Origin of the sequence: Pararhodobacter aggregans (genome assembly GCF_003075525.1) — a bacterium.
Classification (GTDB): domain Bacteria; phylum Pseudomonadota; class Alphaproteobacteria; order Rhodobacterales; family Rhodobacteraceae; genus Pararhodobacter; species Pararhodobacter aggregans.
This window is the reverse complement of sequence record NZ_QDDR01000001.1, coordinates 545,232-567,769: the sequence shown is the minus strand read 5'-3', so window position 1 is coordinate 567,769 and position 22,538 is coordinate 545,232. Positions and strand designations below refer to the sequence as shown.

Here is a 22,538-nt window from a genome sequence, read left to right as displayed (position 1 = left end):
CATGGGCCGGACTATACGGGGGCTTTCGGAAAAGAAAAGTGAAAATGCGCCCATCCGGGGGGCCGCAACCGCCCGCCCGCGGCGAGCCCCGGGAGGGTTTTGCACCCTCCCGGACCCTCCCGCAGGATATTTGCAGAACGAAGATGGGCAGGTTAACGCCCTCTTAATCTTCATCTTTGTTCCAAAAAATATCCTCGGGGGTTTCCAAAGGGGGCCCGAGGGTCCCCTTTGGCGGGGGGTGAGCGGCGTCTCGGAAACGCGCCAGTGGCGCGTTTCAGCCGCGAACGCCGCGCCCGTGGCGCGGCCGGGAGTCGAGGGGGCTGGCCCCCCGCATGTTCCAGCCCGGCCTCAGGCCGCGAAGTACCGTTCGGCGCTCAGGTAATACCCCAGCCGCGCGGCCCGGGACCAGTCGCGTTCCTCGGCCGTATCCCCCACCATCACCACCCGGTCGGCGGGCCAGCGACCTTCGGCCACCGCCGCAAGCAGCGCCCGGCGGCTCTCGGACCAGGGGGCGAAGGGCCGGGGCGCGGGGGCGGCATGGTCGATCAGGCCAGGTGCCAGGTCCAGCACCTGGGCGGCGGAGATCGGCGCCCGGGCCAGCGCCGCGCGGCCCGCGGCGAGGGTCGCGAGCCTTGCCGCCCGGTCTTCGGGCAGCGCCGGTTGCGGCGCCAGCAGCCGCAGCGCGTTGGTCGAGAACAGGAAGGCGATCACGTCATGACCCGAGGCCGCGCGGATCGAGGCATAGGTCCGGTAATCGAGCCCGATCTCGGCCGCCCGTTTCACCCGCAGGCGCACCACCTCGATCGGCAGGGTGGGCATCAGCCGGGCCCGCGCCTTGCCCCAGGCGTGGCGCCGCCAGCTTTCGCCCGCTTCCATCGTCGGGCCGTTGTTATGTCCGATACCTGCCATGGCTCGCTCCTGTCGCTTTGCGCCAGAGTATCGCGCGGGCTGGCAAAGGGAAGAGCCGCAACGGCCAGATCAGACCTGCGGCGGCCAGGGCCTTTCGGCATCGGCCGCGATCCAGGCGCGGACCCAGGCGGGCAGCTCCGGTGGCGGCGGGTCCTGACCGAGGAGCGCCGCCACCTCGACGGGTGGCACGATCCCCCGCGGCCCGGTCACCGCCATCCGCACCAGCAGGTGGTTCAGCGCCTCGCCCCCGCCCCAGATCGCCTGCTCGATATAGAGAAACCGCCCGTCCCAGCCCAGCAGCCGGCTGTGCATCTCGAATCGCTGGAAGGCGCGGATCCGTCGGCGATAGCGCACGGTGGACCCGGCCACCGTCATGCCCCAGCGGTTGCCGAACACCACTTTCGTCAGCCCGATCCGGGTGCAGAGCGGGATCCGCCCCAGATCGTAAAGCGTCAGCGTCCGGCCGTTGTTCAGCTCCATCCAGGGGTCGAGGTCCCAGGGCCAGCAGAGGTGATGCGAGACATGCGTCTCGAACAGGCCCAGCGGGCGGCGGTGATGGGTCACCGATTCCTTGAGGAAGCGAAGAAGAGGATACATGCGGGACCTCCTGCGGCTGGGGTCCTGCCTCGGCCAGCGGGGCGCCCGGGTCAACCCGCGTCGCAGCGTCAGAACCGGCAGGAATCCGCCCGATTGACGAAACGGTTACAATCGGGGTGCAAGGTTGACCAAGCGTCGGCGTTGCCCTGACCCGCGCCCGCGCCTAGCATGGGGTGACCCCACGGAGACCACGATGACCGGCGCCTTCCGCACCGCCTATTCCAAGGCCGAGCAGATCTCGGATGCCGTGGTGCATGTCGCCGGGCTGATGCTGGTCCTGATGGCGGTGCCCGTCCTGATCGTGCTGACCGCGCTCTACCGGGGCGATGCGGCCTCGATCACCGGCGTCTCGGTCTATGGCGGCGCGCTGATCGCCATGATCCTGTTCTCGGCGCTGTATAATATCGGCGAGACCTCGGGCTATGGCACGGCCAAGGAATGGCTGCTCAGGCGGCTGGACCATTCCGCCATCTACCTCAAGATCGCGGGCACCTACACGCCCTTCACCCTGCTGTCGGGCCATGGCGTGGCGCTGACGCTGGGCGTCTGGGGCGCGGCGCTGGCCGGGATCGCGCTGAAGATCGTCTCGCCCGAGCGGTTCAAATGGATCGCGCTGGCGCTCTATCTCGGCATGGGCTGGGCGGGCGTGGTGGCGGGCGGGCCGCTGTTCGCGGCGCTGCCGACCTCGGTGCTGGTGCTGATGGCGGTGGGCGGCGGGCTCTATACGCTGGGCGTGGTCTTCTACCTCTGGCGCCGCCTGCCCTTCCATTACACGATCTGGCACGTCTTCGTGCTGGCGGCGAGCTTCGTCTTCTACTCGGCGGTGCTGGTCTTCGTGCTGCTGGGGCCGGAGGCGGCGCTGGCCTAGGTATCGGCCAGCACGCCCAGAAACGCCTCGCCGAAGCGCTCGACCTTGGCCGTCCCCATGCCCTGGATCCGCTCCAGTTCCGACAGGCTGCGCGGGCGGCGCTCGGCGATGGCGCGCAGCGTCGCATGGGTACAGACGAGGTATTTGCCGGTGCCGTCCTCGCCCCGCGTGAGGGCTGCCTGCGCCTCGGCCAGGCGGTCCATGACCTCGCCCGCCTCGCTGCCCGCGAGCTTGCGGCGGGCGGGATGGGCGGCGGGCGTCACGGCCCCGGTGATGACGCCGAGGAAGGTCTGGCCGTAGCGTTCGAGCTTGGTCGCCCCCACGCCGGAAATCGCCGCGAAATCGTCCAGCGAGGTCGGGCGCCGTTCGGCCATCTCGATCAGCGAGCGGTCGGTGAAGATCACATAGGGCGGCACCCCGGCCCGGTCGGCCAGCGCCCGGCGCATCGCCTTGAGGGCCGAGAGCAGCGGCGCGTCCTCGTCCGAGACCAGCGCCCGGGGTTCGGTCCGGGTGGCGATCCGCTCGACGGTATCGGCGCGGAAGGTGAGTGCCTGCTCACCTTTCAGCACCGGCCGCGCCGCTTCGGTCATCCTGAGCGCGCCGTGGCGTTCGGCATCGGGGCGCACCAGATCGCGGCCCATCATCTGCCGGAAAACCGCCTGCCAGGCGTGCTTGCTCAGCTCCCGTCCGACGCCGAAGGTCGGCAGATCGTCGTGGCGCCATTGCTTGACCTTGTCGGTCAGCGTGCCGGTCAGGATATCGACCAGATGGCCGGTGCCGAAACTCTCGCCCGTGCGCAGCATGGCCGACAGGGCCTTGCGCACCGCCTCGGTCGCGTCGAAGGTCTTGGCCGGGCGCTCGCAGAGGTCGCAATTGCCGCACGGCTCTGACACTTCACCGAAATAGGCCAGCAGCATCCGGCGGCGGCAGGCGGTGGCCTCGGCCAGCCCCAGCAGCGTGTTGAGGCGGGCGTGATCGGCCTCGCGCCGTTCGGGCGGCGCGTTCGATTCGTCGATCTGGGCCCGGCGCAGGCGGATGTCGTCGGGACCATAGAGGGTCAGCGTATCGGCGGGCAGCCCGTCGCGCCCGGCGCGGCCGATCTCCTGATAATAGGCCTCGATGGATTTCGGCAGGTCGGAATGGGCGACCCAGCGCACATCGGGCTTGTCCACCCCCATGCCGAAGGCGACGGTGGCGCAGACGATCAGGCCCTCTTCGGTCTGAAACAGGCTCTCGACCTTGCGGCGCTCCCAATCCTCCATCCCGCCGTGATAGGCGCGGGCATTGTGCCCGGCCTCTTCCAGCGCGCGGGCCAGCGTCTCGGTCCGGGCGCGGGTGGCGCAATAGACGATGCCGGACTGACCCTTGCGGGCGGCGGCGAAGGCCATGATCTGCTTGCGCGGGCTGTCCTTGGCGGCAAAGGCCAGACGGATGTTCGGCCGGTCGAAACCGCGCAGGAAGGTCTCGGGCTGGCCCCCGGCAAAGAGGCGCTGGACGATCTCGTCCTGCGTGGCGCGGTCGGCGGTGGCGGTGAAGGCGGCGAGCGGGACGCCCAGCGCCTGCCGGAGTTCGCCGATGCGCAGGTAATCGGGGCGGAAATCATGGCCCCATTGGCTGACGCAATGCGCCTCATCCACCGCGATCAGCCGGCAATCCGAGCGTCTGAGCATCGCCGTGGTGCCCGAGGAGGCCAGCCGCTCCGGCGCGATATAGAGGAGCTTGAGCCGCCCCCCCTCCATCGCCGCGAAGATTTCCTCGTTCTCTTCGGGCGTGTTGCCCGAGGTCAGCGCGCCCGCGGCCACGCCCGCTTCCTGCAGGCCGCGCACCTGATCCCGCATCAACGCGATCAGCGGCGAGATGACCACCGTCAGCCCGTCCCGCGCCAGCGCCGGCAGCTGGAAACACAGCGACTTGCCGCCGCCCGTGGGCATGATCGCCAGCACATCCTGCCCGGCGATCACCGCCTCGACGATCTCTTCCTGCCCGGGGCGGAAGGCGGCAAAGCCGAAGACCCGCGCCAGCAGGTCGCGGCTGCGATCCGGGGCGGCGGCCTCGCTCACCGGATCAGCGGGCGTAGAGGAAATTGTTCACCAGAACGATCCGCAGCGCATAGATCGCCAGCAGCACGATCAGCGGCGCCAGGTCGAGCCCGCCCATATTGGGCAAGAGGCGGCGGATGCGCGAATAGAGCGGGTCCAGCAGCCGGTTCAGCCCGTCCCAGATCTGCCCGACCAGCGGCTGGCGCAGGTTCAGCACCTGGAAATTGATCAGCCAGGACATGATCACATGGACGATGACGATCCACCAGACGACATCGAGAATCATCAGCAGGATCTGGATCAGGGACGTCATGGAAGCCTCTTTCGTCGGGGTCTCCCTCAGGTAAGGCCTGCACCGGCCCGCCGCAAGCCTTCAACACCGCTCAGGCCAGCCGTTCCAGCGGTGCGGCGACCGGACAGGCCCCTTCGGGGTGGTAACGCTGGATCATTTCCATCAGGAGCGGCTTTTTCAGGGGCTTGGTCATCACGTGATCCAGCCCCGCCGCCAGAATGTCGTCCCGGTCCCCCTCCATCGCATGGGCGGTCAGCGCCACGATCGGCACCTGCGCGCCGCCCGGCATCTGCCGGATCTCGCGCGTGGCGGCGCGGCCGTCCATGCCGGGCATGGAGATGTCCATGAAGATGAGGTCGGGCTTTCGGTCGCGAAACGCCTCGACCGCCTGCACACCGTCCTCGGCAAAGGTCAGATCGACCGCCAGCCCGTCGATCATCTTGGAAAAGACCAGCCGGTTGGTGCGGTTATCCTCGGCCGCGAGGATCCGCATCCGCCGCCCCGGCGCGTGGGGGGGCGGCGGCAGGACGGCGACCGGGCGGGGCACGGGCGGGGCATCGGGCGCCGAGAGCAGGTGCAGCTGGCGCACCAGATCGTGGCGCAGCAGCGGCTTTTGCAGGATCGCCCGCAACTCGCCGATCGCCGGGTGATCGCGCAGCACCGCGGGGCTGGAGCTGAGCAGGATCACCGGCACCGCGTGGCCCGCCGCGCGCAGTTTCAGCACCAGATCCAGCCCGTCCAGACCCGGCATCTCGTGATCGGTTATCAGCAGATCCACCCCCTCCCCCGCGCCCGAGGCAAAGAGGTCGAGCGCGGCCTGCGCCGTGCCGGCCATCGTCACCCGCAGCCCCTGCGCGGCCAGCTGCCGGTCCAGGATCGTGCGGTTGATGACGTTGTCATCGACGGCCATCACATGGTCCAGCCGGATCGGCGCATGGGTGAAGGGCTCGCCGGCCTCGGCCAGCGGCAAGGTCAGCGCGAAGCCGAAGCACGAGCCCTTGCCCAGCTCGCTCTCGACCCAGATCTGGCCGCCCATCAGCTCGATCAGGCGGCGGGTGATGGCAAGGCCCAGGCCCGTCCCCTCGAACTTGCGGTTGGCCTGTTCGTCGACCTGGGCGAATTCGCCGAAGATCCGCTCGACATGTTCGGGGGCGATGCCGATCCCGGTATCCTCGACCGTCACCGTGACGCGGCAGGCGGCCTCGCCTTCCTCCATGCCGACGACGCGGATCAGCACATGGCCGTCCTGGGTGAACTTCACCGCATTGCCGATCAGGTTGGTCATCACCTGCCGCATGCGCCCAGGGTCGGCCATGAACCGGGTGGGCAGGAACAGGTCGTAATCCATCAGCAGGTCGATGCGCCGCTTGCGGGCGCCCGCCTGCAGCAGGATCAGCACCTCATGGATGCAGCGCTCCAGATCGAAGGGTTCGGGATGCAGCGTCAGCTTGTCGGCCTCGATCTTCGAGAAATCGAGCACGTCGTTGATGATGTTGAGCAAGGCCTCGCCCGAGGAGCGGATCGTCTCGGCATAGAGGCGCTGTTCGTCGCTGAGGCTGGTGTCGCAGAGCAGTTCCGCCATGCCGACGACGCCGTTCATCGGCGTGCGGATCTCGTGGCTCATATTGGCCAGGAACGCCGATTTCGCCCGGTTCGCGGCCTCCGCCCGCTGGCGGGCATCGTCCAGTTCGGCGGCGTGGCGCTGGCTTTCGGTGATGTCGCGCACCAGGCTGACGATATCGCCGCCGCGCGCGCGCCGGTCGTAGATCCGCGCCGTGTCGCCCCGGGTGAAGGTCAGGAGCATCGGCTCGATCTCCTCGGCATCCCAGCGCGACAGCATGGCGGCGATCCAGCCCTCCCTGCTGATGCCGTCCAGCTGCACGCGCTCTTCATGCACCAGAATCTCGACCAGCCGGCGGTAGCTGATGCCGATCTGCACCTCGGGGATGCCGGAAAAGACGCCCAGATAAGCCTGATTGGCGATCACCAGCTGCTGCTGGCTGTTGAAGACCGCAAAGCCGTCGCGAATCGTGTTGATCGAATCCCAGAGCCGCCGTTCCGCCTGGGTGGCGTGGCGCTGCGCATTCTCCGCCTCGGCCCGGGCGCGGTGCTGCAGGGTCTGCACTTCGGCCGCGCGCTGCGCTTCCTCCAGCGCGCTGGTGCGGCCGCGCTGGCGCAGGGAATGAAGCTCGGCCCGGATGGCATCGACCTGGGCCAGCGCCTGATCCCGCTCCCGCGTTCGCTGTTCGAGGCGCTGCTCGGCGGTCAGCCGCGCGCGCCGCTCCTGAGTGAGCTTGTCGAAGAGCGTCATCTGCCCCGTAACCCTGAATCAACGGACCGGCACAAGGGCCGGTCCGCCGAGGATCCCCGGGATGGGTGAAGAGGTCCTTAACCCGCGTAGGGTTTTTTGCCGGGTGGGCGTCTTGTCACGGCCGCCGTGTCACAGCCGTTCGATGGCCAGCGCGATGCCCTGCCCGCCGCCGATGCACATGGTGATGAGGCCATAGCGACCGCCGATGCGCTCCAGCTCGTACATCGTCTTGACGGTGACGATGGCGCCGGTGGCGCCGACCGGATGGCCCAGCGCGATGGCGCCGCCGTTGGGGTTCACCTTGGCCGGATCGAGGCCGAGGCCCTTGTTCACCGCCAGAGCCTGCGCCGCGAAAGCCTCGTTCGATTCGATGACATCGAAATCCTCGACCTTGAGGCCGGTGCGCGCGCAGAGCAGCTGCACCGCCGGGATCGGGCCGATGCCCATGACCTCGGGCCGGACGCCCGCCACGGCATAGCCGACGATCCGCGCCAAGGGCTTCAGGCCCGCCTTCTCGGCCGCATCGCGCCGCGCCAGCACCACTGCCGCCGCCCCGTCATTGATCCCCGAAGCATTGCCCGCCGTCACGCTGCCGTCCTTCTTGAAGGCCGGGCGCAGGCCCGCCAGCGCCTCGGCCGAGGTGGCCTTGGGGTGCTCGTCGGTGTCGAAGACCACGTCGCCCTTGCGGCCCTTCACCGTGATCGGAACGATCTGGCTGGCGAAACGGCCCTCGGCGATGGCCCGCGCCGCGCGGTTCTGGCTTTCCAGCGCGAAGGCATCCTGCGCCTCGCGGCTGATGTCATGCTCGGCCGAGACGTTCTCGGCGGTCACGCCCATATGGCCGGTGCCGAAGGGGCAGGTCAGCGCGCCCAGCATCATGTCGAGCACCTGCGCGTCGCCCATCTTCTGGCCGAAACGCGCGGCCGGGACGATATAGGGGGCACGGCTCATGCTCTCGGCCCCACCGGCCAGCGCGAAATCCGCGTCGCCCAGCGCCAGCGCCTGCACCGCCGAGACGATGGCCTGCGCGCCCGAACCGCAAAGCCGGTTCACGTTCATCGCCGGGGTCGTGTCGGGGATGCCCGCGCCGATGGCCGCGACGCGCGACAGATAGGCGTCGCGCGGGATGGTGTTGATGACGTGGCCGAAGACCACGGTGCCGATCATCGCGGGATCGACGCCCGCGCGCTCCAGCGCCGCTTTCGAGACTTGCGTCGCCACCTCGGCCGGGGGCAGACCCGCAAGGCTGCCGCCGAAGGTGCCGATGGCGCTGCGCGCGCCGCTGAGAATGACGATCTCGTCCATGTCCATCCCTTTCCGTGATGCTCCTCGCCCCTTCTATAGACCCGTGCTGCACCTGCACAAAGCGCCCTGCGCGAAAGTCACGCAGCGTCAGAAGCGCTCAGCGGCAATAGGTGCCGCCGCCCCGGTGCTGGGCCACGTCGAAGTGGAAGTGATCCTGATGGAAGCGGTCCGAATCGGGGCCGAGCGTGGTGCGGAAGATGCCGCAGGCCGCCTGATACATCTGCCGCATCATGCGCCGGTAGGGGCCGCGGCGGTAATGCTGCTCGACCGTGACGACGGTGCCGTCGGCCAGCCGGAAGCCGCCGACATCCACCGCCCTGCCCCGCCCGTGCTCGGAAATCCGCGCCCCGCGCTGGTTGTTGCGGGGACGGCAGGAATAATGGCCCATGATGCGGATCTGGGTGACACCGCCGCCGGTGCGGCCGATGGCGGGCAGCGCCTCGGTGCGGACCCAGCGTTCGAAGGCCGTCGCCGCGTCGCAATCGAGGGTCGCGGCCAGGGACAGCGGGATGCCGTTGACCGAGGTGACGCTGACCGGCCGGGCGATGCCGCAGCCCTGCGTGGACGAGGTGATGCGCGGCAATTCCCGCCCGGCAAGGCCCCGCACGCCGCAAAGGCCGCTGCCCGAGGGGCCGCCGGTGCGGTTCGGCACGGCGACGGCGGCCTGCTGTTCGGCCCTTGCCTGCGCCCGGATCCCCGCCAGCGTGGCGAAGCGCTGCACGACCGAGGCGGTCCGGCGCCGGGGAAACAGGCTGCTGGCGACGGCAAGCGGGCTGATCTCGGCCGCTCCCGCGTCGTCGTCATGCGCGACGCGCTCGGCCACCTGCCGCTCGGCCTCGATGCGCGCTGCCTGCGCGGCTTCGGCGGCGTGGCGGGCGGCATCGGCGGCCTGCTGGGCGGCCAGTGCCTCGGCCGCGACCGCCTCGCTCAGGGGGACGGCACCGGGCGGACGCGGCGGCGGGGCGGTCAGGGCGGCGGCGACGGCCGCGTCGATGCCCGGGGTGGCCGGGCGGGCGCGCGGAGCGGGCGAGGTCAGCGGCGCCTCTCCCCAGCCCGGCCCCGGCGCCATCAGCGCCAGAACCAGCAGGGAGATGCGCCAGAACGCCACCCGCCTCAGCCCTTCCGCACCCGGCCGAAATCCGGCGCGTCGGTGTCCTGACCGGCCTCGATGATCCCGCGCCGGATGGCCCGGGTGCGGGTGAAATAGTCGAAGAGGTGGTCGCCGTCGCCCATGCGGATCGCCCGTTGCAGCACGAACAATTCTTCGGTGAAGCGGCCGAGGATGTCGAGCGTCGCGTCCTTGTTGGTCAGGAAAACATCGCGCCACATGGTCGGATCCGAGGCCGCGATCCGGGTGAAGTCGCGAAAACCCGAGGCGGAATACTTGATGACTTCCGATTGCGAGACGCGGCGCAAATGGTCGGCGACGCCGACCATCGTATAGGCGATCAGGTGCGGCGTATGCGACACGACCGCCAGCACCAGATCATGATGCCCGGGCTCCATCGTGTCGACATTGGCGCCGACGCCCTCGTAAAGCGCGCGGAGCCGCGCCACGGCGTCCGGGTCCGCGCCCTCGGGCGGGGTGAGCAGCCACCAGCGGTTCTCAAAGAGCGTGGCAAAGCCCGAATAGGGCCCCGAATGTTCGGTCCCGGCCAGCGGGTGGCTGGGGATGAAATGCACGCCCTCGGGGATATGCGGCCCGACCGCGTCGATCACCGCCTGCTTGACCGAACCCACATCGGTGACCGTCGCGCCCGGGGCCAGATGCGGGGCGATCTCCTCGGCCACCTTGCCCATGGCACCCACCGGCACGGCGAGGACCACGAGGTCCGCGCCCTTCACCGCCTCGGCCGCGCTCTCGTGCACGCTGTCGACAAAGCCGATCTCGGCCGCGGCCTTGCGCGTCTCGTCGGTGCGGGCGAAACCGGCGATATGGCCGGCGAGGCCCCGCCGCTTCATCGCATGGGCCATCGAGCCCGCGATCAGCCCCAGCCCGATCAGGGCGACCCGCTCATAGACCTGCGCCATCAGCGGATTCCCTTGAAGGTGGCGATCACGCCGAGGATGCGGCGGCAGGCGGCTTCATCGCCCACGGTGATGCGCAGGCACTGCGGCAGGCCGTAGCCCCCCACCTTGCGCACCAGAATCCCGTCCTCGCGCAAGGCGCGGTCGGCGGCCTCGGCCTCGTCGGAACTGGCGAAGCGGGCGAGGACGAAATTGGCGAAACTCTCGTCGCAGGCGACGCCCATCTGCACCAGGCCATTCCGCAGGAAATCCCGCCACCTGGCGTTCTCGGTGGCGCAGAACCGGGTGTAGTCCACATCCCGCACCGCCGCCTCGGCCGCCGCCATCTGCGCCAGGCTCAGGTTGAAGGGCTGGCGGATGCGGTTCAGGACGTCGATGATCTCGCGCCGCGCATAGCCCCAGCCGATCCTGAGACCGCCGAGGCCGTGGATCTTCGAGAAGGTGCGCGTCATCACCACCTGCGGAAACTCCTCGACCAGCGAGACGCCGCCGTCGAAATCGCCCGCGAATTCGGCGTAAGCCCCGTCCAGCACCAGGATCACCCCCGCACCCAGCCCCTCGGCCAGACGGCGCAGATCGGCCTCGGCCACCATGGTCCCGGTCGGGTTGGCGGGATTGGCGATGAAGACCACGCGCGTGCGGGGCGTCACCGCCGCCAGGATCGCGTCCACATCGACCCGCCGCTCGCGCTCGGCCACCGTGACCGGGGTCGCCCCCGCCGCATGGGCGAGGATCGGGTACATGGAAAAGCCATGCTCGGTGGTGATGCATTCATCGCCGGGCCCGGCATAGGCCTGGGTGATGAATTGCAGCACCTCGTCCGAGCCCACGCCGCAGATGATCCGCTCGGGGTCCAGCCCATGCACCGCGCCGATCGCCGCGCGCAGCTCGGCATGGTCGGTCGAGGGGTAGCGATGCAAGGACGCCGCGGCCTCCGCGAAGGCGGCCTGCGCCCGGGGCGAGGGGCCATAGGGGTTCTCGTTCGAGGAAAGCTTCAGCACCTCGGTCTTGCCCGCGACCTTGCTCTCGCCGCTGACATAGAGGGCGATATCCATGATCCCGGGTTGCGGGCGGATGGCGTCGTTCATGTTCTCATGTCCCCCAGAACGCATTTATCCGGTGATGACCCTGGCGGCTACCCGCCCGGGTCCCTCGTATCGCCCCGCTGGCTTCATTCTGCCGAAAATACGCTCTTCGGGCGCCACGCATGCGAAAGGGCCGCACCGGTTCCCCGGCGCGGCCCTTCCCCAAAGGCAAGACCTCAGCCGTGGCCGGATCAGTTCTTCGCGTAATATTCGACGACGAGGTTCGGTTCCATCTGAACCGCGTAGGGCACATCGCCCAGACCCGGCGTGCGCACGAAGGTCGCGGTCAGTTTGGAATGGTCGACTTCGAGGTAATCGGGCACGTCACGCTCGGCGGAAGCGACGGCTTCCAGCACGATGGCGAGCTGCTTCGAGCGGTCACGGACAGCGATCACGTCGCCTTCCTTGACGCGGTACGACGCGATGTTCACGCGCTTGCCGTTCACGGTGACATGGCCGTGGTTCACGAACTGGCGGGCCGCGAAGATGGTCGGAACGAACTTGGCGCGGTAGACGACGGCGTCCAGACGACGCTCCAGCAGGCCGATCAGCATCTCGCCGGTGTCACCCTTCACGCGGGCGGCTTCGCCGTAGATCTTCTTGAACTGCTTTTCGGTCAGGTCGCCGTAATAGCCCTTCAGCTTCTGCTTGGCGCGCAGCTGCGTGCCGAAGTCCGAGAGCTTGTTCTTGCGGCGCTGGCCGTGCTGGCCGGGGCCGTATTCGCGCTTGTTGACCGGCGACTTGGCGCGGCCCCAGATGTTCTCGCCCATGCGGCGGTCGATCTTGTACTTGGCAGTCGTGCGTTTGGTCACGGCTGATCTCCTTTTCGTTTTGGCTTTCTCGGCTGATCCGAAAACCGGTTCCCACTTTTCGGGCCTCGAACAGCTCTGCGCCGCTCTGCTCGACCGTAGGCTCCGGCCCTCAGGGCCAAGTCACGTAAAAGGGCGTTGTCCTTTCCGGGTTTCCCCGGCGACAGGCTTCCCCTTGCGGGGTCCCCCAACACCAATGAAAATCCGGGCCAACGCCTTGAGGGGCGGACCACCCGGACGGCGCGCTTATACAGCCCCGCCCGGCACTGTCAATCGGTTCAGAGAGATCGGGCGGTTCAGAGAAATCGGGCGGTTCAGAGAGATCGTCCCGGGCGCTGACCGGAAGTTGAGGCGCGGGCCCCTTGCCGCGGCCCCTGCCCTACCCCACATCGCCACCGCCAACCAGCCAGAGGGCCCCGATGAACCGCCACCACCGCCGATTCGAGCGCCAGCTCGACCGCATGGGCCGCAGCCTGCCGGGCGTCGGAGGGCCGCTGAGGGGCCTCGCCGCGCCGGGGCGGTTCTGGATCCGGCTGCCGGTGGCGATTCTGCTGATCCTTGGCGGGTTCCTGGGCTTCCTGCCGGTGCTGGGCTTCTGGATGATCCCGATGGGGCTGATCCTGCTGGCCGTCGACCTGCCGGGCCTGCGCCCGCGGGTCGCGGCGCTGCTGGTGCGCGGCCGGGCGCTCTGGCGCCGGTTCCGCCGCCGCTGAGCCAGCCGCCGCCCAAATCCCCCCGCCCTGCCGTTCCTCGCTTGCCAAGCCGGGGTCTGCGTGGTCCGGTGGACTTGCCCGGCTGCGGCCGGGGCGTCAGTAACAGCGAGAAGGAAACGGCACCATGGGACTCCTCGACGGTATCCTCGGCGGGATCGTGGGCGCGGGCGCGGCGCGCGTCATCGAACAGGTCCTGCAGAACAACGGCGGCGTTCAGGGCCTGCTCCAGAATTTCGAGCGCAACGGGCTGGGCGGCATCGCGCAAAGCTGGGTCGGCAACGGCCAGAACCAGACGGTCACCCCCGAACAGGTGCAGCAGGCGCTCGGCCCCGAGGCGCTGAACAACCTCGCCGCGACCACCGGCCTCGACCCGCAGGCGCTGCTGGCACAGCTGGCGCAGCACCTGCCCGGCGCGGTCGATGGCATGACCCCGGGCGGGCGGATGCCCTCCTGAGCCGGATCGCGTAATCAGGCGGTGGCGAAGCGCAGGATTGCCGCTTCGCCCCGCGTCAGGCAGCGCCGCGCCGTCTCGCCGAAACGCGCGGGATCGCCCACCAGCCCCGGCGCCGCCTTTTCCAGACTGCGCGCGTGCCATTTGAGCACCGCCGGATCGGCCATGCCGGGATGGAAACTCTCGCAGGGCTGACCATTGGCGGTCAGGATCTCGTGGCGCTCCAGCATCAGATGGATGTAGCGCACCGCGGGCAGCGCGAAATCGCGCCGGATGCCGCGCCCGTCCTCCAGATGCGCCGCCGCGACCAGCACCTCGCCCGCACCCAGCCCCTCGGGCGCCGGCATCAGCAGGCGGTGCGCGGGCGAGACCAGCAGGTCGCTGTCCGGCCGGCCGCCGGGCAAGGCACCGGCGGCGATGCGCAGGGGCCGGAGATGGGGATGCAGGTAGAGTTCCGCGCCCGAAAGCCGCGTCTCGCCCCGCCAGACGACCGGCTGCGGGCCATTGTCACGGGTCAGGACCGTCTCGCCGGGTTCCAGCGCCTCAACCGCGCGCGGTCCCTGGGGCGTGGCGATCAGCGTGCCCGGCAGGAAACAGATCACCCCGCCCCGGCGGGTCAGCGCGGGTGCAAGGCTCAGCGCGGCGATCCAGAGTTCGGTGTCGGGGGCGGGCAGCAGCGGATGGAACACCGCCAGCCGCCTCCCGTGCCGCTCGACAATCCGGGCGGGATAGAGCCGCGCGCCATCGGTCAGCACCAGCGAGCCGCCGCCGGGGGCGTCGTCCTGCAGATCCTCGCCCGCGCCCTCGGGCATGGCGGCCAGCGACAGGCGCTGCATCCGGCGCCGGGCCCGTCTGCGCGGGTCTTCCCGGTCGGCCGGGCGATCCAGCCACAGCGCCGCCACCCCGGCATCAAGCCGTTGCGCCACGCCGCGCCAGCGCCAGGACATGCCCACCGCCAGCAGGTCCGGCGGCAAACCCCACTCCTCTCCAGGCGCAGTCTGCGCCCATTCCACGGCATACACGCCGCTGAACCCGGATACACTGCTCATTGTTTTGCCTGTTTGTTTCCGCAAGCGTAACAAACGCCGAGTCACCGGGCGAGCCTTATGTGCCCCCATTCCCGCGCATTCCCCGCCGTGTGTTGCCGTCAGGACTCAATCCGCGCGACCCGGGCGCGGGGCCGGGCTCCAGAGCCGGTGACCCGAGGCCTCGGCCGCCGTCCGCATCCCGCCCTCGGCATCGAAGGCCAGCGCGCCCGTGGCCCGCAAGGTCCGCGGGTCCCAGAGCGTGCAGGTCCCGGCAGGCGGGCCCTCCAGCCGCTGATCCGTGACGATGACCACCCCGTCGCGGCAGGCCGCCGCCAGCGCCGCCGCCCCGCGCCGTCCGGTCAGATGCAGCCATTCCCCCCCGTCAAAGGCAAAGCGCACGCCGCCCGGCACCGGGGTGAAGCCGGGCCGCGCTGCGGCGAGGTCCTGGGTGACCGCATCGCCATCCGCCTCCAGCCAGTTGCGGGCGACGAAGCCCGCGCCGCGCGGTTTGCTCAGCGCCCGGCCCTCGGGCGTCATCAGCCCAACCAGCGCACCGCCCCCCTCGACCAGCAGCGCGGGCCTTGTGCCCTGCCCCCAGAACCCGAGCGCCGCAATGGCCAGCGCCGCCCCGGCCAGCCGCGCGCGCCCGGGCCAGAGCACCAGCCACAGCGCCCCCAGCGTGAAGACCGGCAGCAGCCAGCCGGGCGGCGCGGGCACCTGCCGGACCGCGCCCTCCAGCCCGCCGACCCATTCGGCGACGAACAGGATCCAGCGCGTCCCCTGCGCCATCAGCCAAAGGCCAACGCCCTCCAGCCCCAAGGGCCAGAGCACCGCCGCCAGCACCGCCGCGGGCATCACCAGCGCCCCCATCAGCGGGACGCTGACGATATTGGCCAGAAGCCCGTATTCGGCGATCCGATGGAATTGCGCCGCGGCATAGGGCGCCGTCGCCAGCCCCGCCACCAGCGAGCACAGCGCCGCCCCCGCCAAGGGCGCCAGCGCCCGCCGCCAGCCTCGGGGATGCGGGGCGCCCTGCCGCCTTTCGCGCAGCGCCCGGAACACCGCGACCAGCGCCACGGTCGCGGCAAAGGACATGTGGAAGCCGACCGACAGCAGCGCCTCGGGCCGCCAGGCGAGCAGGATCAGCGCCGCCAGCGCCACCGAGCGCATCGACAGCGCGCGGCGTTCGGCCAGCACCGCGCCCAGCATCACCGCCACCATGACGAAGGCGCGCTGCGTCGCCACATTCCCGCCCGAGAGCGCCAGATAGGCCGCCGCCGCGACCAGCGCGACCAGCGCCGCGATCTTGCGGATCGGCAGGCGCAGGGCCAGTACCGGAAAGAGCGCCAGAAAGGCCCTGAGCCCGCCATAGACCACCCCGGTCAGCAGCCCCATGTGCAGCCCGGAAATCGCCAAGAGATGCGCGAGGTTCGAGCGTCTGAGATCCTCGGTCGTCTCGACCCCCACGCCCGAACGGTCGCCGGTCAGGATCGCCGCGACGAAGCCCCCCGTCTCGCCCGGAAGCCGGTCGCGGATCCCTTGTGCCAGGCGCTGGCGCAGCCGGGTCAGCGACAGCGCGAGGCCCGGCTCGGGATCCTCCAGCGCCAGCACCGGGCTTTGCGTGTAGCCGACCGCGCCCAGCCCCTCGAACCACGCGAGCCGCCGGAAATCGAACCCGCCCGGCTCGACCGGCCCGCCGGGTGGACCGAGGCGGCCGGTCAGCATCACCCGCGTGCCCGCCACCGGGTCCAGATCCAGCGCCCCATGGACCGAGACGCGCACCGACTGCGGGACCCGCGCCGGGTCGATCCCCGGCAGCACCACCCGGTCCAGCGTCAGCCGCACCGCGTCCGAGACCGAGCGGTCGACCTCGACAATCCGTCCCTCGACCGGGCCATAGCGGTGCCAGCCCAGCACCGGCGCCGCCACCGATTGCGCCCGCCACGCCGCCAGCAGCAGCCCCGCCGCCACCAGCGCCCCGGCCAGAGCCAGCGGCCGCAGCCCATCCGGCGCCCGGCGCGCACCGATCAGGCAGAGGGCGCCCGCCAGCGCGACGGCGGCCAGGAGCGGCAGGCCCGGTTCGTCCTTCAGCGCGAAATAAAGGCCGACGCCGATGCCCAGCGCCACCGGCGCCAGCGGGAACAGCGCCCCCCGGGCGGCGGAGACGGCGGCCGAGACCCGCCGAACCGCCCCGGCCCCGAGCCCGCGCGCATCGGGCAGCGGCAGATCCTCGGCGGCTCGGGCGGGGCTCCACACTTGTTCTCGCCCCCGTCATTGCCTAGAGGTTTCGTCCAGCCTATCTCCCCCTTGGTTTCCGAAAGGTTAACAACAGATGAACGCCGCTGTGGTCACCCGTTTCGCCCCCTCGCCCACGGGTTTCCTGCATATCGGCGGGGCCCGGACGGCGCTGTTCAACTGGCTTTATGCCCGGGGCCGGGGCGGGAAATTCCTGCTGCGCATCGAGGATACCGACCGCGCGCGCTCGACGCCCGAGGCCACGGCGGCCATTCTCAGCGGCCTGACCTGGCTGGGCCTCGACTGGGACGGCGAGGCGGTGAGCCAGTTCGAACAGGCCCCCCGCCACGCCGAGGTCGCGCTGGAAATGCTGGCCCGCGGCCATGCCTACAAATGCTTCGCCACCCAGGACGAGATCGAGGCCTTCCGCGAGGCGGCGCGGGCCGAGGGGCGCTCGACCCTCTATCAATCGCCCTGGCGCGACGCCGATCCCGCGACCCACCCCGACCTGCCCCATGTGATCCGCCTGAAAGCGCCCCGCGACGGCGAGACGGTGATCGAGGATGCGGTGCAGGGCCGGGTCGTGTTCCGCAACGACCAGCTCGATGACATGGTTTGTTTACGCTCGGATGGTACGCCGACCTACATGCTCGCCGTGGTGGTCGATGACCACGACATGGGCGTCACGCATGTGATCCGGGGGGACGACCACCTGAACAACGCCGCGCGCCAGACGCAGGTCTATCAGGCGATGGGCTGGGATGTGCCCCGGTTCGCGCATATCCCGCTGATCCATGGCGAGGATGGCAAGAAACTGTCGAAACGCCACGGCGCCCTGGGGGTCGAGGATTACCAGAAGATGGGCTATCCCGCCGCCGCGATCCGCAATTACCTGGCCCGGCTGGGCTGGAGCCATGGTGACGACGAGTTCTTCTCGGACGCGCAGGCGGTCGAATGGTTCGATCTGGGCGGCATCGGCAAGGCGCCGGCGCGTCTGGACCTGAAAAAGCTGGACCACCTGACGGCGCAGCATTTCACGGCGATGGACGAGGGCGCTGCACTGCAGGAACTGGAGGCCTATCTGGCGGCCACCGAGGCCGCGCCACTGACCTCGCGGCAGCGCGAAGGCGTGGCCCGGGCCATGGGCCCCCTGAAAGAGAAAGCCCGCAATTTCAGCCAAATCCTTGAACGGGCTCACTTTGTCCTGACGGAGCGGCCGATCTCCCCCGACGAGAAAGCGGAAAAATCCCTGGACGCGGTATCCCGTCGTATACTGGGTGAATTGACGCCGCATCTGCAAAATGCTAGCTGGGAGCGCGAAAGACTCGAAGCCATCGTGAGCGACGTCGCAGCGACGCACGGCCTCGGACTCGGCAAGATCGCCCCCTCGTTGCGGGCGGCTCTGGCCGGTCGGGCCGTGTCACCCAGCGTGTTCGACATGATGCTTGTTCTGGGACGTGATGAAACCCTTGCGCGGCTCTCGGACGCCGCTGCAGGGGGCTGACTACCCCGCGGCCCGGGGCTGGGCCGCCCAACGCTGGTTAATAAGGAGCGAGGGACGCGATGGCAGACACCAAGGGAAGTGCAACACTCACGATTGGCAACAAGGCAATCGACCTGCCGATCCATTCGCCCACCGTCGGCCCGGACGTGCTGGATATCCGCAAACTCTACGCGCAGGGCGACGTTTTCACCTACGACCCGGGCTTTACCTCGACCGCGTCCTGCTCCTCGACCATCACCTATATCGACGGCGACAAGGGTGAGCTGCTCTATCGGGGCTATCCGATCGAACAGCTCGCCGAGAAGTCGCACCATCTCGAAGTCTGCTACCTGCTCCTCTACGGAGAGCTGCCGACCGCCCAGCAGATGGTCGATTTCGAGACCCGTGTGACCCGTCACACCATGGTGCATGAGCAGATGCACTATTTCTTCCGCGGCTTCCGCCGCGACGCGCATCCGATGGCCACCATGGTCGGCGTGGTCGGCGCGATGTCGGCCTTCTATCACGATTCGACCGACGTCAACGATCCCTGGCAGCGTGAGGTCGCGGCGATCCGCATGGTCGCCAAGATCCCGACCATCGCCGCCATGGCCTACAAATATTCGATCGGCCAACCCTTCGTCTATCCGAAGAACTCGCTCGATTACGCCGGCAACTTCCTGCACATGTGCTTCGCCGTCCCGGCCGAGGATTATGTCGTCGACCCGATCCTGGCCAAGGCCATGGACCGGATCATGATGCTGCACGCCGATCACGAGCAGAACGCCTCGACCTCGACCGTGCGTCTGGCGGGGTCCTCGGGCGCCAATCCCTTCGCCTGCATCGCCGCCGGCATCGCCTGTCTCTGGGGCCCGGCCCATGGCGGCGCCAACCAGGCCTGCCTGGAAATGCTGCGCGAGATCGGCACCGTGGACCGGATCCCCGAGTTCATCGCCCGCGCCAAGGACAAGAACGACCCGTTCCGCCTGATGGGCTTCGGCCACCGCGTCTACAAGAACTTCGACCCGCGGGCGAAGGTCATGAAGGAATCGGCGGACGAGGTTCTGGGCCTCTTGGGCATCCACGACAACGAGACGCTGAAAGTCGCGAAAGAGCTGGAGCGCATCGCGCTCGAAGACCCCTATTTCGTCGAGAAGAAGCTCTATCCGAACGTCGACTTCTATTCGGGCATCATCCTCGAGGCGATGGGCTTCCCCACCTCGATGTTCACGCCGATCTTCGCGCTGTCGCGTGCGGTCGGCTGGATCGCCCAGTGGAAAGAGATGATCGGCGATCCGGAACTGAAGATCGGCCGCCCGCGCCAGCTCTATACCGGCGCGCCGCGCCGCGACTATTCCGAAGTCGAAGAGCGCTGAGCCACCCGACCCAAGCCCTGCAACGCCGCCCTCCGGGGCGGCGTTTCGCGTTGCAGGACCTTGCGCCAGCCCCGCCGCCGCGTCGCAGCGATTCCCGCCTTGACATTATCTTTCGTGTGCCTATTCCCTTCGGGTAAGAAAGTTGCGCTGCGACTGCATCCATAGCGGAGGCTCCGATGACCCAAGACACCGTCAAGAAAGACAAGCCCTGGCTCTTCCGCACCTATGCCGGCCATTCCACCGCCAAGGCCTCGAACGAGCTGTACCGGACCAACCTGTCCAAGGGTCAGACGGGCCTCTCGGTCGCCTTCGACCTGCCGACCCAGACCGGCTATGACAGCGACCACGAACTGTCGCGGGGCGAGGTGGGCAAGGTCGGCGTGCCCATCTGCCATATCGGCGACATGCGGGCGCTCTTCGACCAGATCCCGCTGGAGCAGATGAACACCTCGATGACGATCAACGCGACGGCGCCCTGGCTGCTGGCGCTCTATATCGCCGTGGCCGAGGAACAGGGCGCCGATGTCACCCAGCTTCAGGGCACGGTGCAGAACGACCTCATCAAGGAATACCTCTCGCGCGGGACCTATATCTGCCCGCCGAAACCCTCGCTGCGGATGATTACCGATGTCGCGGCCTATACCCGCGAGCATCTGCCGAAGTGGAACCCGATGAACGTCTGTTCCTACCATCTGCAGGAAGCGGGCGCGACGCCCGAGCAGGAGCTGGCCTTCGCGCTGGCCACGGCCATCGCGGTGCTGGATGACCTGAAGGGCAAGGTGCCGGCGCAGCATTTCCCCGAGATGGTCGGGCGCATTTCCTTCTTCGTGAACGCCGGCATCCGCTTCGTCACCGAACTGTGCAAGATGCGCGCCTTCTCGGAACTCTGGGACGAGATCTGTCTGGAACGCTACGGCGTCGAGGACGCGCGCTACCGCCGCTTCCGCTATGGCGTGCAGGTCAACAGCCTGGGCCTGACCGAGCAGCAGCCGGAAAACAACGTCTACCGCATCCTGATCGAGGCGCTGGCCGTCACCCTGTCGAAGAACGCCCGCGCCCGCGCCGTGCAATTGCCCGCCTGGAACGAGGCGCTGGGCCTGCCCCGCAAATGGGACCAGCAATGGTCGCTCCGCATGCAGCAGATCCTGGCCTATGAGACGGATCTCCTGGAATACGGCGACCTTTTCGACGGCAACCCGGTGGTCGCAGCCAAGGTCGAGGCGCTGAAACAGGGCGCCCGGGCCGAACTGGCGCTCATTGACGACATGGGCGGCGCGGTGCAGGCCATCGATTACATGAAGGGCCGTCTGGTCGAGGCCAATGCCGAACGCATCGGCCGCATCGAACAGGGCGAGACGGTGGTGGTGGGCGTCAACCGCTTCACCACGACCGAACCCTCGCCGCTCACCACCGGCGACGGCTCGATCATGGTCGCGGATGCCGATGCCGAGGCCGACCAGATCGCCCGCCTGACCGCCTGGCGCGGCGCCCGCAATGAGGCCGCGGTCAAGGCCGCGCTGGCCGAGCTGCGCGAGGCGGCGCTGTCGGGCGCCAATGTCATGCCGGCCTCGATCAAGGCGGCGAAGGCCGGGGCCACGACCGGCGAATGGGGCCTTGTCGTGCGCAAGGCTTTCGGCGAATACCGCGCGCCGACCGGCGTCAGCCGCAACCCCTCGAACCGCACCGAGGGGCTGGAGGAGATCCGCGCCGCGGTCGATGCGGTCAGCAGCCAGCTGGGCCGCAAGCTGAAATTCGTGGTCGGCAAGCCCGGCCTCGACGGGCATTCCAACGGCGCCGAACAGATCGCGGCGCGGGCCCGCGATTGCGGCATGGACATCCATTACGAGGGCATCCGCCTGACCCCCGCCGAAATCGTCTCGGCCGCCGAGGCGGAAGCGGCGCATGTGGTCGGCCTGTCGATCCTGTCGGGCAGCCATGTGCCGCTGGTGGCCGAGGTGATGGAACGGATGCAGGCCGCGGGGCTGTCGGACGTGCCGGTGGTCGTCGGCGGGATCATCCCCGAGGAAGACGCGATCGCCCTGCGCGCCATGGGCGTGGCCGCCGTCTATACCCCCAAGGATTTCGAGCTGAACCGGATCATGATGGATATCGTAGGCCTGGTCGAAGCCCGGCCGGTCGCCGCGGAATAGGAGGGGTTTCGCCCTCGTTGCCCGCGCCTCCGGCACGAGCGCCTCGGGCGACCGGCGGCGCCGCGTTCCGCGGCGCCGAAGGAGGGGGGCCGTCTGCCCCCCTCTTGGCCTGCGGCCAATTCACCCCCCGAGGATATTTGAAGCGCAAAGAAGGCGGCTTAACGCCCCCTTAATATTCATCTTTGTTCCTGAAATATCCCGGGGGGTCCGGGGGGATGGCCCCCCGGGGCTTCCACGCGCGCTGACCTCTCCGCGGCGGGAGGCGCGCGGGGTGGGCGGGTGGGAGCGTGCCTCCCGCCGCTTCAGCGCCTCATGCCCAGCCGCTGCAGGGCCTGGGTCACCCCCCCGGCCATCGCCGCGTAGAAATCGGCCAGCCCGCAAAGCCGACGCCGGGCGCCTTCGTCAGACGGCAGCGCTTCGGCAAAGCCGCGCACCGCCTCCGAGGTTTCCGTCATCCGGGCGATCAGCTCGGTCAGGATCTGGTCCAGGGATTGTTCGGCCACGCAGAAGTAATCCTGCCGGTCGCCGGGGCGGTTCTGCTTGACGATGGCGCCGCGGGCCAGCAGGTGGCGGGCATTGGCGCTGATCGAGCCGCGGCTGACCCCGAGCTCCGTCGCCAGGTCGCTGAACGAGCGCGGCGCCCCGTCGAAGATCAGGAGACCCAGCATCCGCCCGGCGATCGGCGACAGGCCTTTCGCCTCGAGTGCCTGGCCCATATAGGCGATGAAATCGGCGCGGGTGCGGGAAATCGGCGGGGTCATGATCTCTTCCGTGAACCATGCTAGTCTTGGCGGGCACAATACGTCATTCAAGACTGAACGCTTCTTGACGGGCCTACCCCATATTCCTATCTGCGTTC

Annotated in this window: 19 protein-coding genes; 6 read left to right on the top strand and 13 right to left on the bottom strand. The window is 69.1% G+C overall.

Going from position 1 to position 22,538, the window contains the following annotated elements; translation table 11 throughout:
- Positions 1 to 348: 348 nt before the first annotated feature.
- Together DDE23_RS02855 and DDE23_RS02850 are read right to left on the bottom strand one after the other, a co-directional pair.
- Positions 349 to 909 (bottom strand): hypothetical protein, encoded by a 561-nt coding sequence (locus tag DDE23_RS02855; RefSeq protein ID WP_107749863.1) that lies wholly within the window; start codon positions 907 to 909, stop codon positions 349 to 351.
- Between the two features lie 69 nt (positions 910 to 978).
- Positions 979 to 1,506 (bottom strand): acyl-CoA thioesterase, encoded by a 528-nt coding sequence (locus DDE23_RS02850; protein WP_107749862.1) that lies wholly within the window; start codon positions 1,504 to 1,506, stop codon positions 979 to 981.
- A gap of 193 nt (positions 1,507 to 1,699) precedes the next feature.
- On the opposite strand from DDE23_RS02850, the gene trhA reads away from it, so the two are divergent.
- Complete coding sequence (gene trhA / locus DDE23_RS02845; protein WP_107749861.1) at positions 1,700 to 2,374, top strand: PAQR family membrane homeostasis protein TrhA; 675 nt, start codon at positions 1,700 to 1,702, stop codon at positions 2,372 to 2,374.
- Here trhA and recQ read toward each other — a convergent pair.
- The 8 genes from recQ to rpsD form a co-directional block, all read right to left on the bottom strand.
- On the bottom strand, positions 2,371 to 4,434 hold the full coding sequence (gene recQ / locus DDE23_RS02840; protein WP_238149880.1) for a DNA helicase RecQ: 2,064 nt from the start codon (positions 4,432 to 4,434) through the stop codon (positions 2,371 to 2,373). The genes trhA and recQ overlap by 4 nt on opposite strands.
- Before the next feature lie 4 nt (positions 4,435 to 4,438).
- Positions 4,439 to 4,726, bottom strand: coding sequence for a YggT family protein (locus tag DDE23_RS02835; RefSeq protein ID WP_107749859.1), 288 nt, complete (start codon positions 4,724 to 4,726; stop codon positions 4,439 to 4,441).
- A gap of 70 nt (positions 4,727 to 4,796) precedes the next feature.
- A complete protein-coding gene (locus tag DDE23_RS02830; protein WP_107749858.1) occupies positions 4,797 to 7,016 on the bottom strand; it encodes a response regulator in 2,220 nt (739 codons plus the stop codon).
- A 129-nt stretch (positions 7,017 to 7,145) separates the two neighbouring features.
- On the bottom strand, positions 7,146 to 8,321 hold the full coding sequence (locus DDE23_RS02825; protein WP_107750224.1) for an acetyl-CoA C-acyltransferase family protein: 1,176 nt from the start codon (positions 8,319 to 8,321) through the stop codon (positions 7,146 to 7,148).
- A gap of 97 nt (positions 8,322 to 8,418) precedes the next feature.
- Positions 8,419 to 9,429, bottom strand: coding sequence for an extensin-like domain-containing protein (locus tag DDE23_RS02820; protein WP_107749857.1), 1,011 nt, complete (start codon positions 9,427 to 9,429; stop codon positions 8,419 to 8,421).
- 5 nt (positions 9,430 to 9,434) lie between these two features.
- Positions 9,435 to 10,352, bottom strand: coding sequence for a prephenate/arogenate dehydrogenase family protein (locus DDE23_RS02815; protein WP_107749856.1), 918 nt, complete (start codon positions 10,350 to 10,352; stop codon positions 9,435 to 9,437).
- A complete protein-coding gene (gene hisC, locus DDE23_RS02810; RefSeq protein ID WP_107749855.1) occupies positions 10,352 to 11,437 on the bottom strand; it encodes a histidinol-phosphate transaminase in 1,086 nt (361 codons plus the stop codon). The genes DDE23_RS02815 and hisC overlap by 1 nt, the downstream gene beginning before the upstream one ends.
- A 188-nt stretch (positions 11,438 to 11,625) precedes the next feature.
- Positions 11,626 to 12,246: a 30S ribosomal protein S4 gene (gene rpsD / locus DDE23_RS02805; RefSeq protein WP_107749854.1), complete on the bottom strand. Its 621-nt coding sequence runs from the start codon at positions 12,244 to 12,246 to the stop codon at positions 11,626 to 11,628.
- 416 nt (positions 12,247 to 12,662) lie between these two features.
- Here rpsD and DDE23_RS02800 point away from each other — a divergent pair, with 416 nt between their 5' ends.
- Together DDE23_RS02800 and DDE23_RS02795 are read left to right on the top strand one after the other, a co-directional pair.
- On the top strand, positions 12,663 to 12,956 hold the full coding sequence (locus DDE23_RS02800; RefSeq protein WP_107749853.1) for a hypothetical protein: 294 nt from the start codon (positions 12,663 to 12,665) through the stop codon (positions 12,954 to 12,956).
- Between the two features lie 124 nt (positions 12,957 to 13,080).
- Entirely contained in the window at positions 13,081 to 13,410 is a 330-nt protein-coding gene (locus DDE23_RS02795; protein ID WP_107749852.1) for a YidB family protein, read from the top strand.
- Positions 13,411 to 13,424: 14 nt separating this feature from the next.
- Here DDE23_RS02795 and DDE23_RS02790 read toward each other — a convergent pair whose 3' ends face one another.
- Positions 13,425 to 14,381: a Hint domain-containing protein gene (locus DDE23_RS02790; protein ID WP_157957958.1), complete on the bottom strand. Its 957-nt coding sequence runs from the start codon at positions 14,379 to 14,381 to the stop codon at positions 13,425 to 13,427.
- 180 nt (positions 14,382 to 14,561) lie between these two features.
- A complete protein-coding gene (locus DDE23_RS02785) occupies positions 14,562 to 16,691 on the bottom strand; it encodes a ComEC/Rec2 family competence protein (RefSeq protein ID WP_238149879.1) in 2,130 nt (709 codons plus the stop codon).
- 76 nt (positions 16,692 to 16,767) lie between these two features.
- Between DDE23_RS02785 and gltX the strand changes: the two genes are divergently transcribed.
- The 3 genes from gltX to DDE23_RS02770 all read left to right on the top strand — a co-directional run bounded on the left by gltX (position 16,768) and on the right by DDE23_RS02770 (position 21,679).
- A complete protein-coding gene (gene gltX, locus DDE23_RS02780) occupies positions 16,768 to 18,174 on the top strand; it encodes a glutamate--tRNA ligase (protein ID WP_107749850.1) in 1,407 nt (468 codons plus the stop codon).
- A 59-nt stretch (positions 18,175 to 18,233) separates the two neighbouring features.
- On the top strand, positions 18,234 to 19,529 hold the full coding sequence (gltA, locus tag DDE23_RS02775) for a citrate synthase (RefSeq protein ID WP_107749849.1): 1,296 nt from the start codon (positions 18,234 to 18,236) through the stop codon (positions 19,527 to 19,529).
- Positions 19,530 to 19,705: 176 nt separating this feature from the next.
- Complete coding sequence (locus DDE23_RS02770; RefSeq protein WP_107749848.1) at positions 19,706 to 21,679, top strand: methylmalonyl-CoA mutase family protein; 1,974 nt, start codon at positions 19,706 to 19,708, stop codon at positions 21,677 to 21,679.
- 302 nt (positions 21,680 to 21,981) lie between these two features.
- Here the strand turns inward: DDE23_RS02770 and DDE23_RS02765 are convergent, their stop codons facing one another.
- Positions 21,982 to 22,440 carry a GbsR/MarR family transcriptional regulator gene (locus tag DDE23_RS02765; protein WP_107749847.1) on the bottom strand — a complete coding sequence of 153 codons (459 nt, stop codon included), beginning with the start codon at positions 22,438 to 22,440 and terminating at the stop codon, positions 21,982 to 21,984.
- Positions 22,441 to 22,538: the final 98 nt, after the last annotated feature.

Coding starts and splice junctions, on each gene's coding strand:
- DDE23_RS02765 (WP_107749847.1), bottom strand. CDS start 22,440: ATGACCCCGCCGATTTCCCGCACCCGCGCCGATTTCATCGCCTATATG.
- gltX (WP_107749850.1), top strand. CDS start 16,768: ATGAACGCCGCTGTGGTCACCCGTTTCGCCCCCTCGCCCACGGGTTTC.
- DDE23_RS02795 (WP_107749852.1), top strand. CDS start 13,081: ATGGGACTCCTCGACGGTATCCTCGGCGGGATCGTGGGCGCGGGCGCG.
- DDE23_RS02770 (WP_107749848.1), top strand. CDS start 19,706: ATGACCCAAGACACCGTCAAGAAAGACAAGCCCTGGCTCTTCCGCACC.
- DDE23_RS02830 (WP_107749858.1), bottom strand. CDS start 7,016: ATGACGCTCTTCGACAAGCTCACTCAGGAGCGGCGCGCGCGGCTGACC.
- DDE23_RS02835 (WP_107749859.1), bottom strand. CDS start 4,726: ATGACGTCCCTGATCCAGATCCTGCTGATGATTCTCGATGTCGTCTGG.
- hisC (WP_107749855.1), bottom strand. CDS start 11,437: ATGAACGACGCCATCCGCCCGCAACCCGGGATCATGGATATCGCCCTC.
- DDE23_RS02850 (WP_107749862.1), bottom strand. CDS start 1,506: ATGTATCCTCTTCTTCGCTTCCTCAAGGAATCGGTGACCCATCACCGC.
- DDE23_RS02800 (WP_107749853.1), top strand. CDS start 12,663: ATGAACCGCCACCACCGCCGATTCGAGCGCCAGCTCGACCGCATGGGC.
- DDE23_RS02825 (WP_107750224.1), bottom strand. CDS start 8,321: ATGGACGAGATCGTCATTCTCAGCGGCGCGCGCAGCGCCATCGGCACC.
- trhA (WP_107749861.1), top strand. CDS start 1,700: ATGACCGGCGCCTTCCGCACCGCCTATTCCAAGGCCGAGCAGATCTCG.
- gltA (WP_107749849.1), top strand. CDS start 18,234: ATGGCAGACACCAAGGGAAGTGCAACACTCACGATTGGCAACAAGGCA.
- DDE23_RS02855 (WP_107749863.1), bottom strand. CDS start 909: ATGGCAGGTATCGGACATAACAACGGCCCGACGATGGAAGCGGGCGAA.
- DDE23_RS02815 (WP_107749856.1), bottom strand. CDS start 10,352: ATGGCGCAGGTCTATGAGCGGGTCGCCCTGATCGGGCTGGGGCTGATC.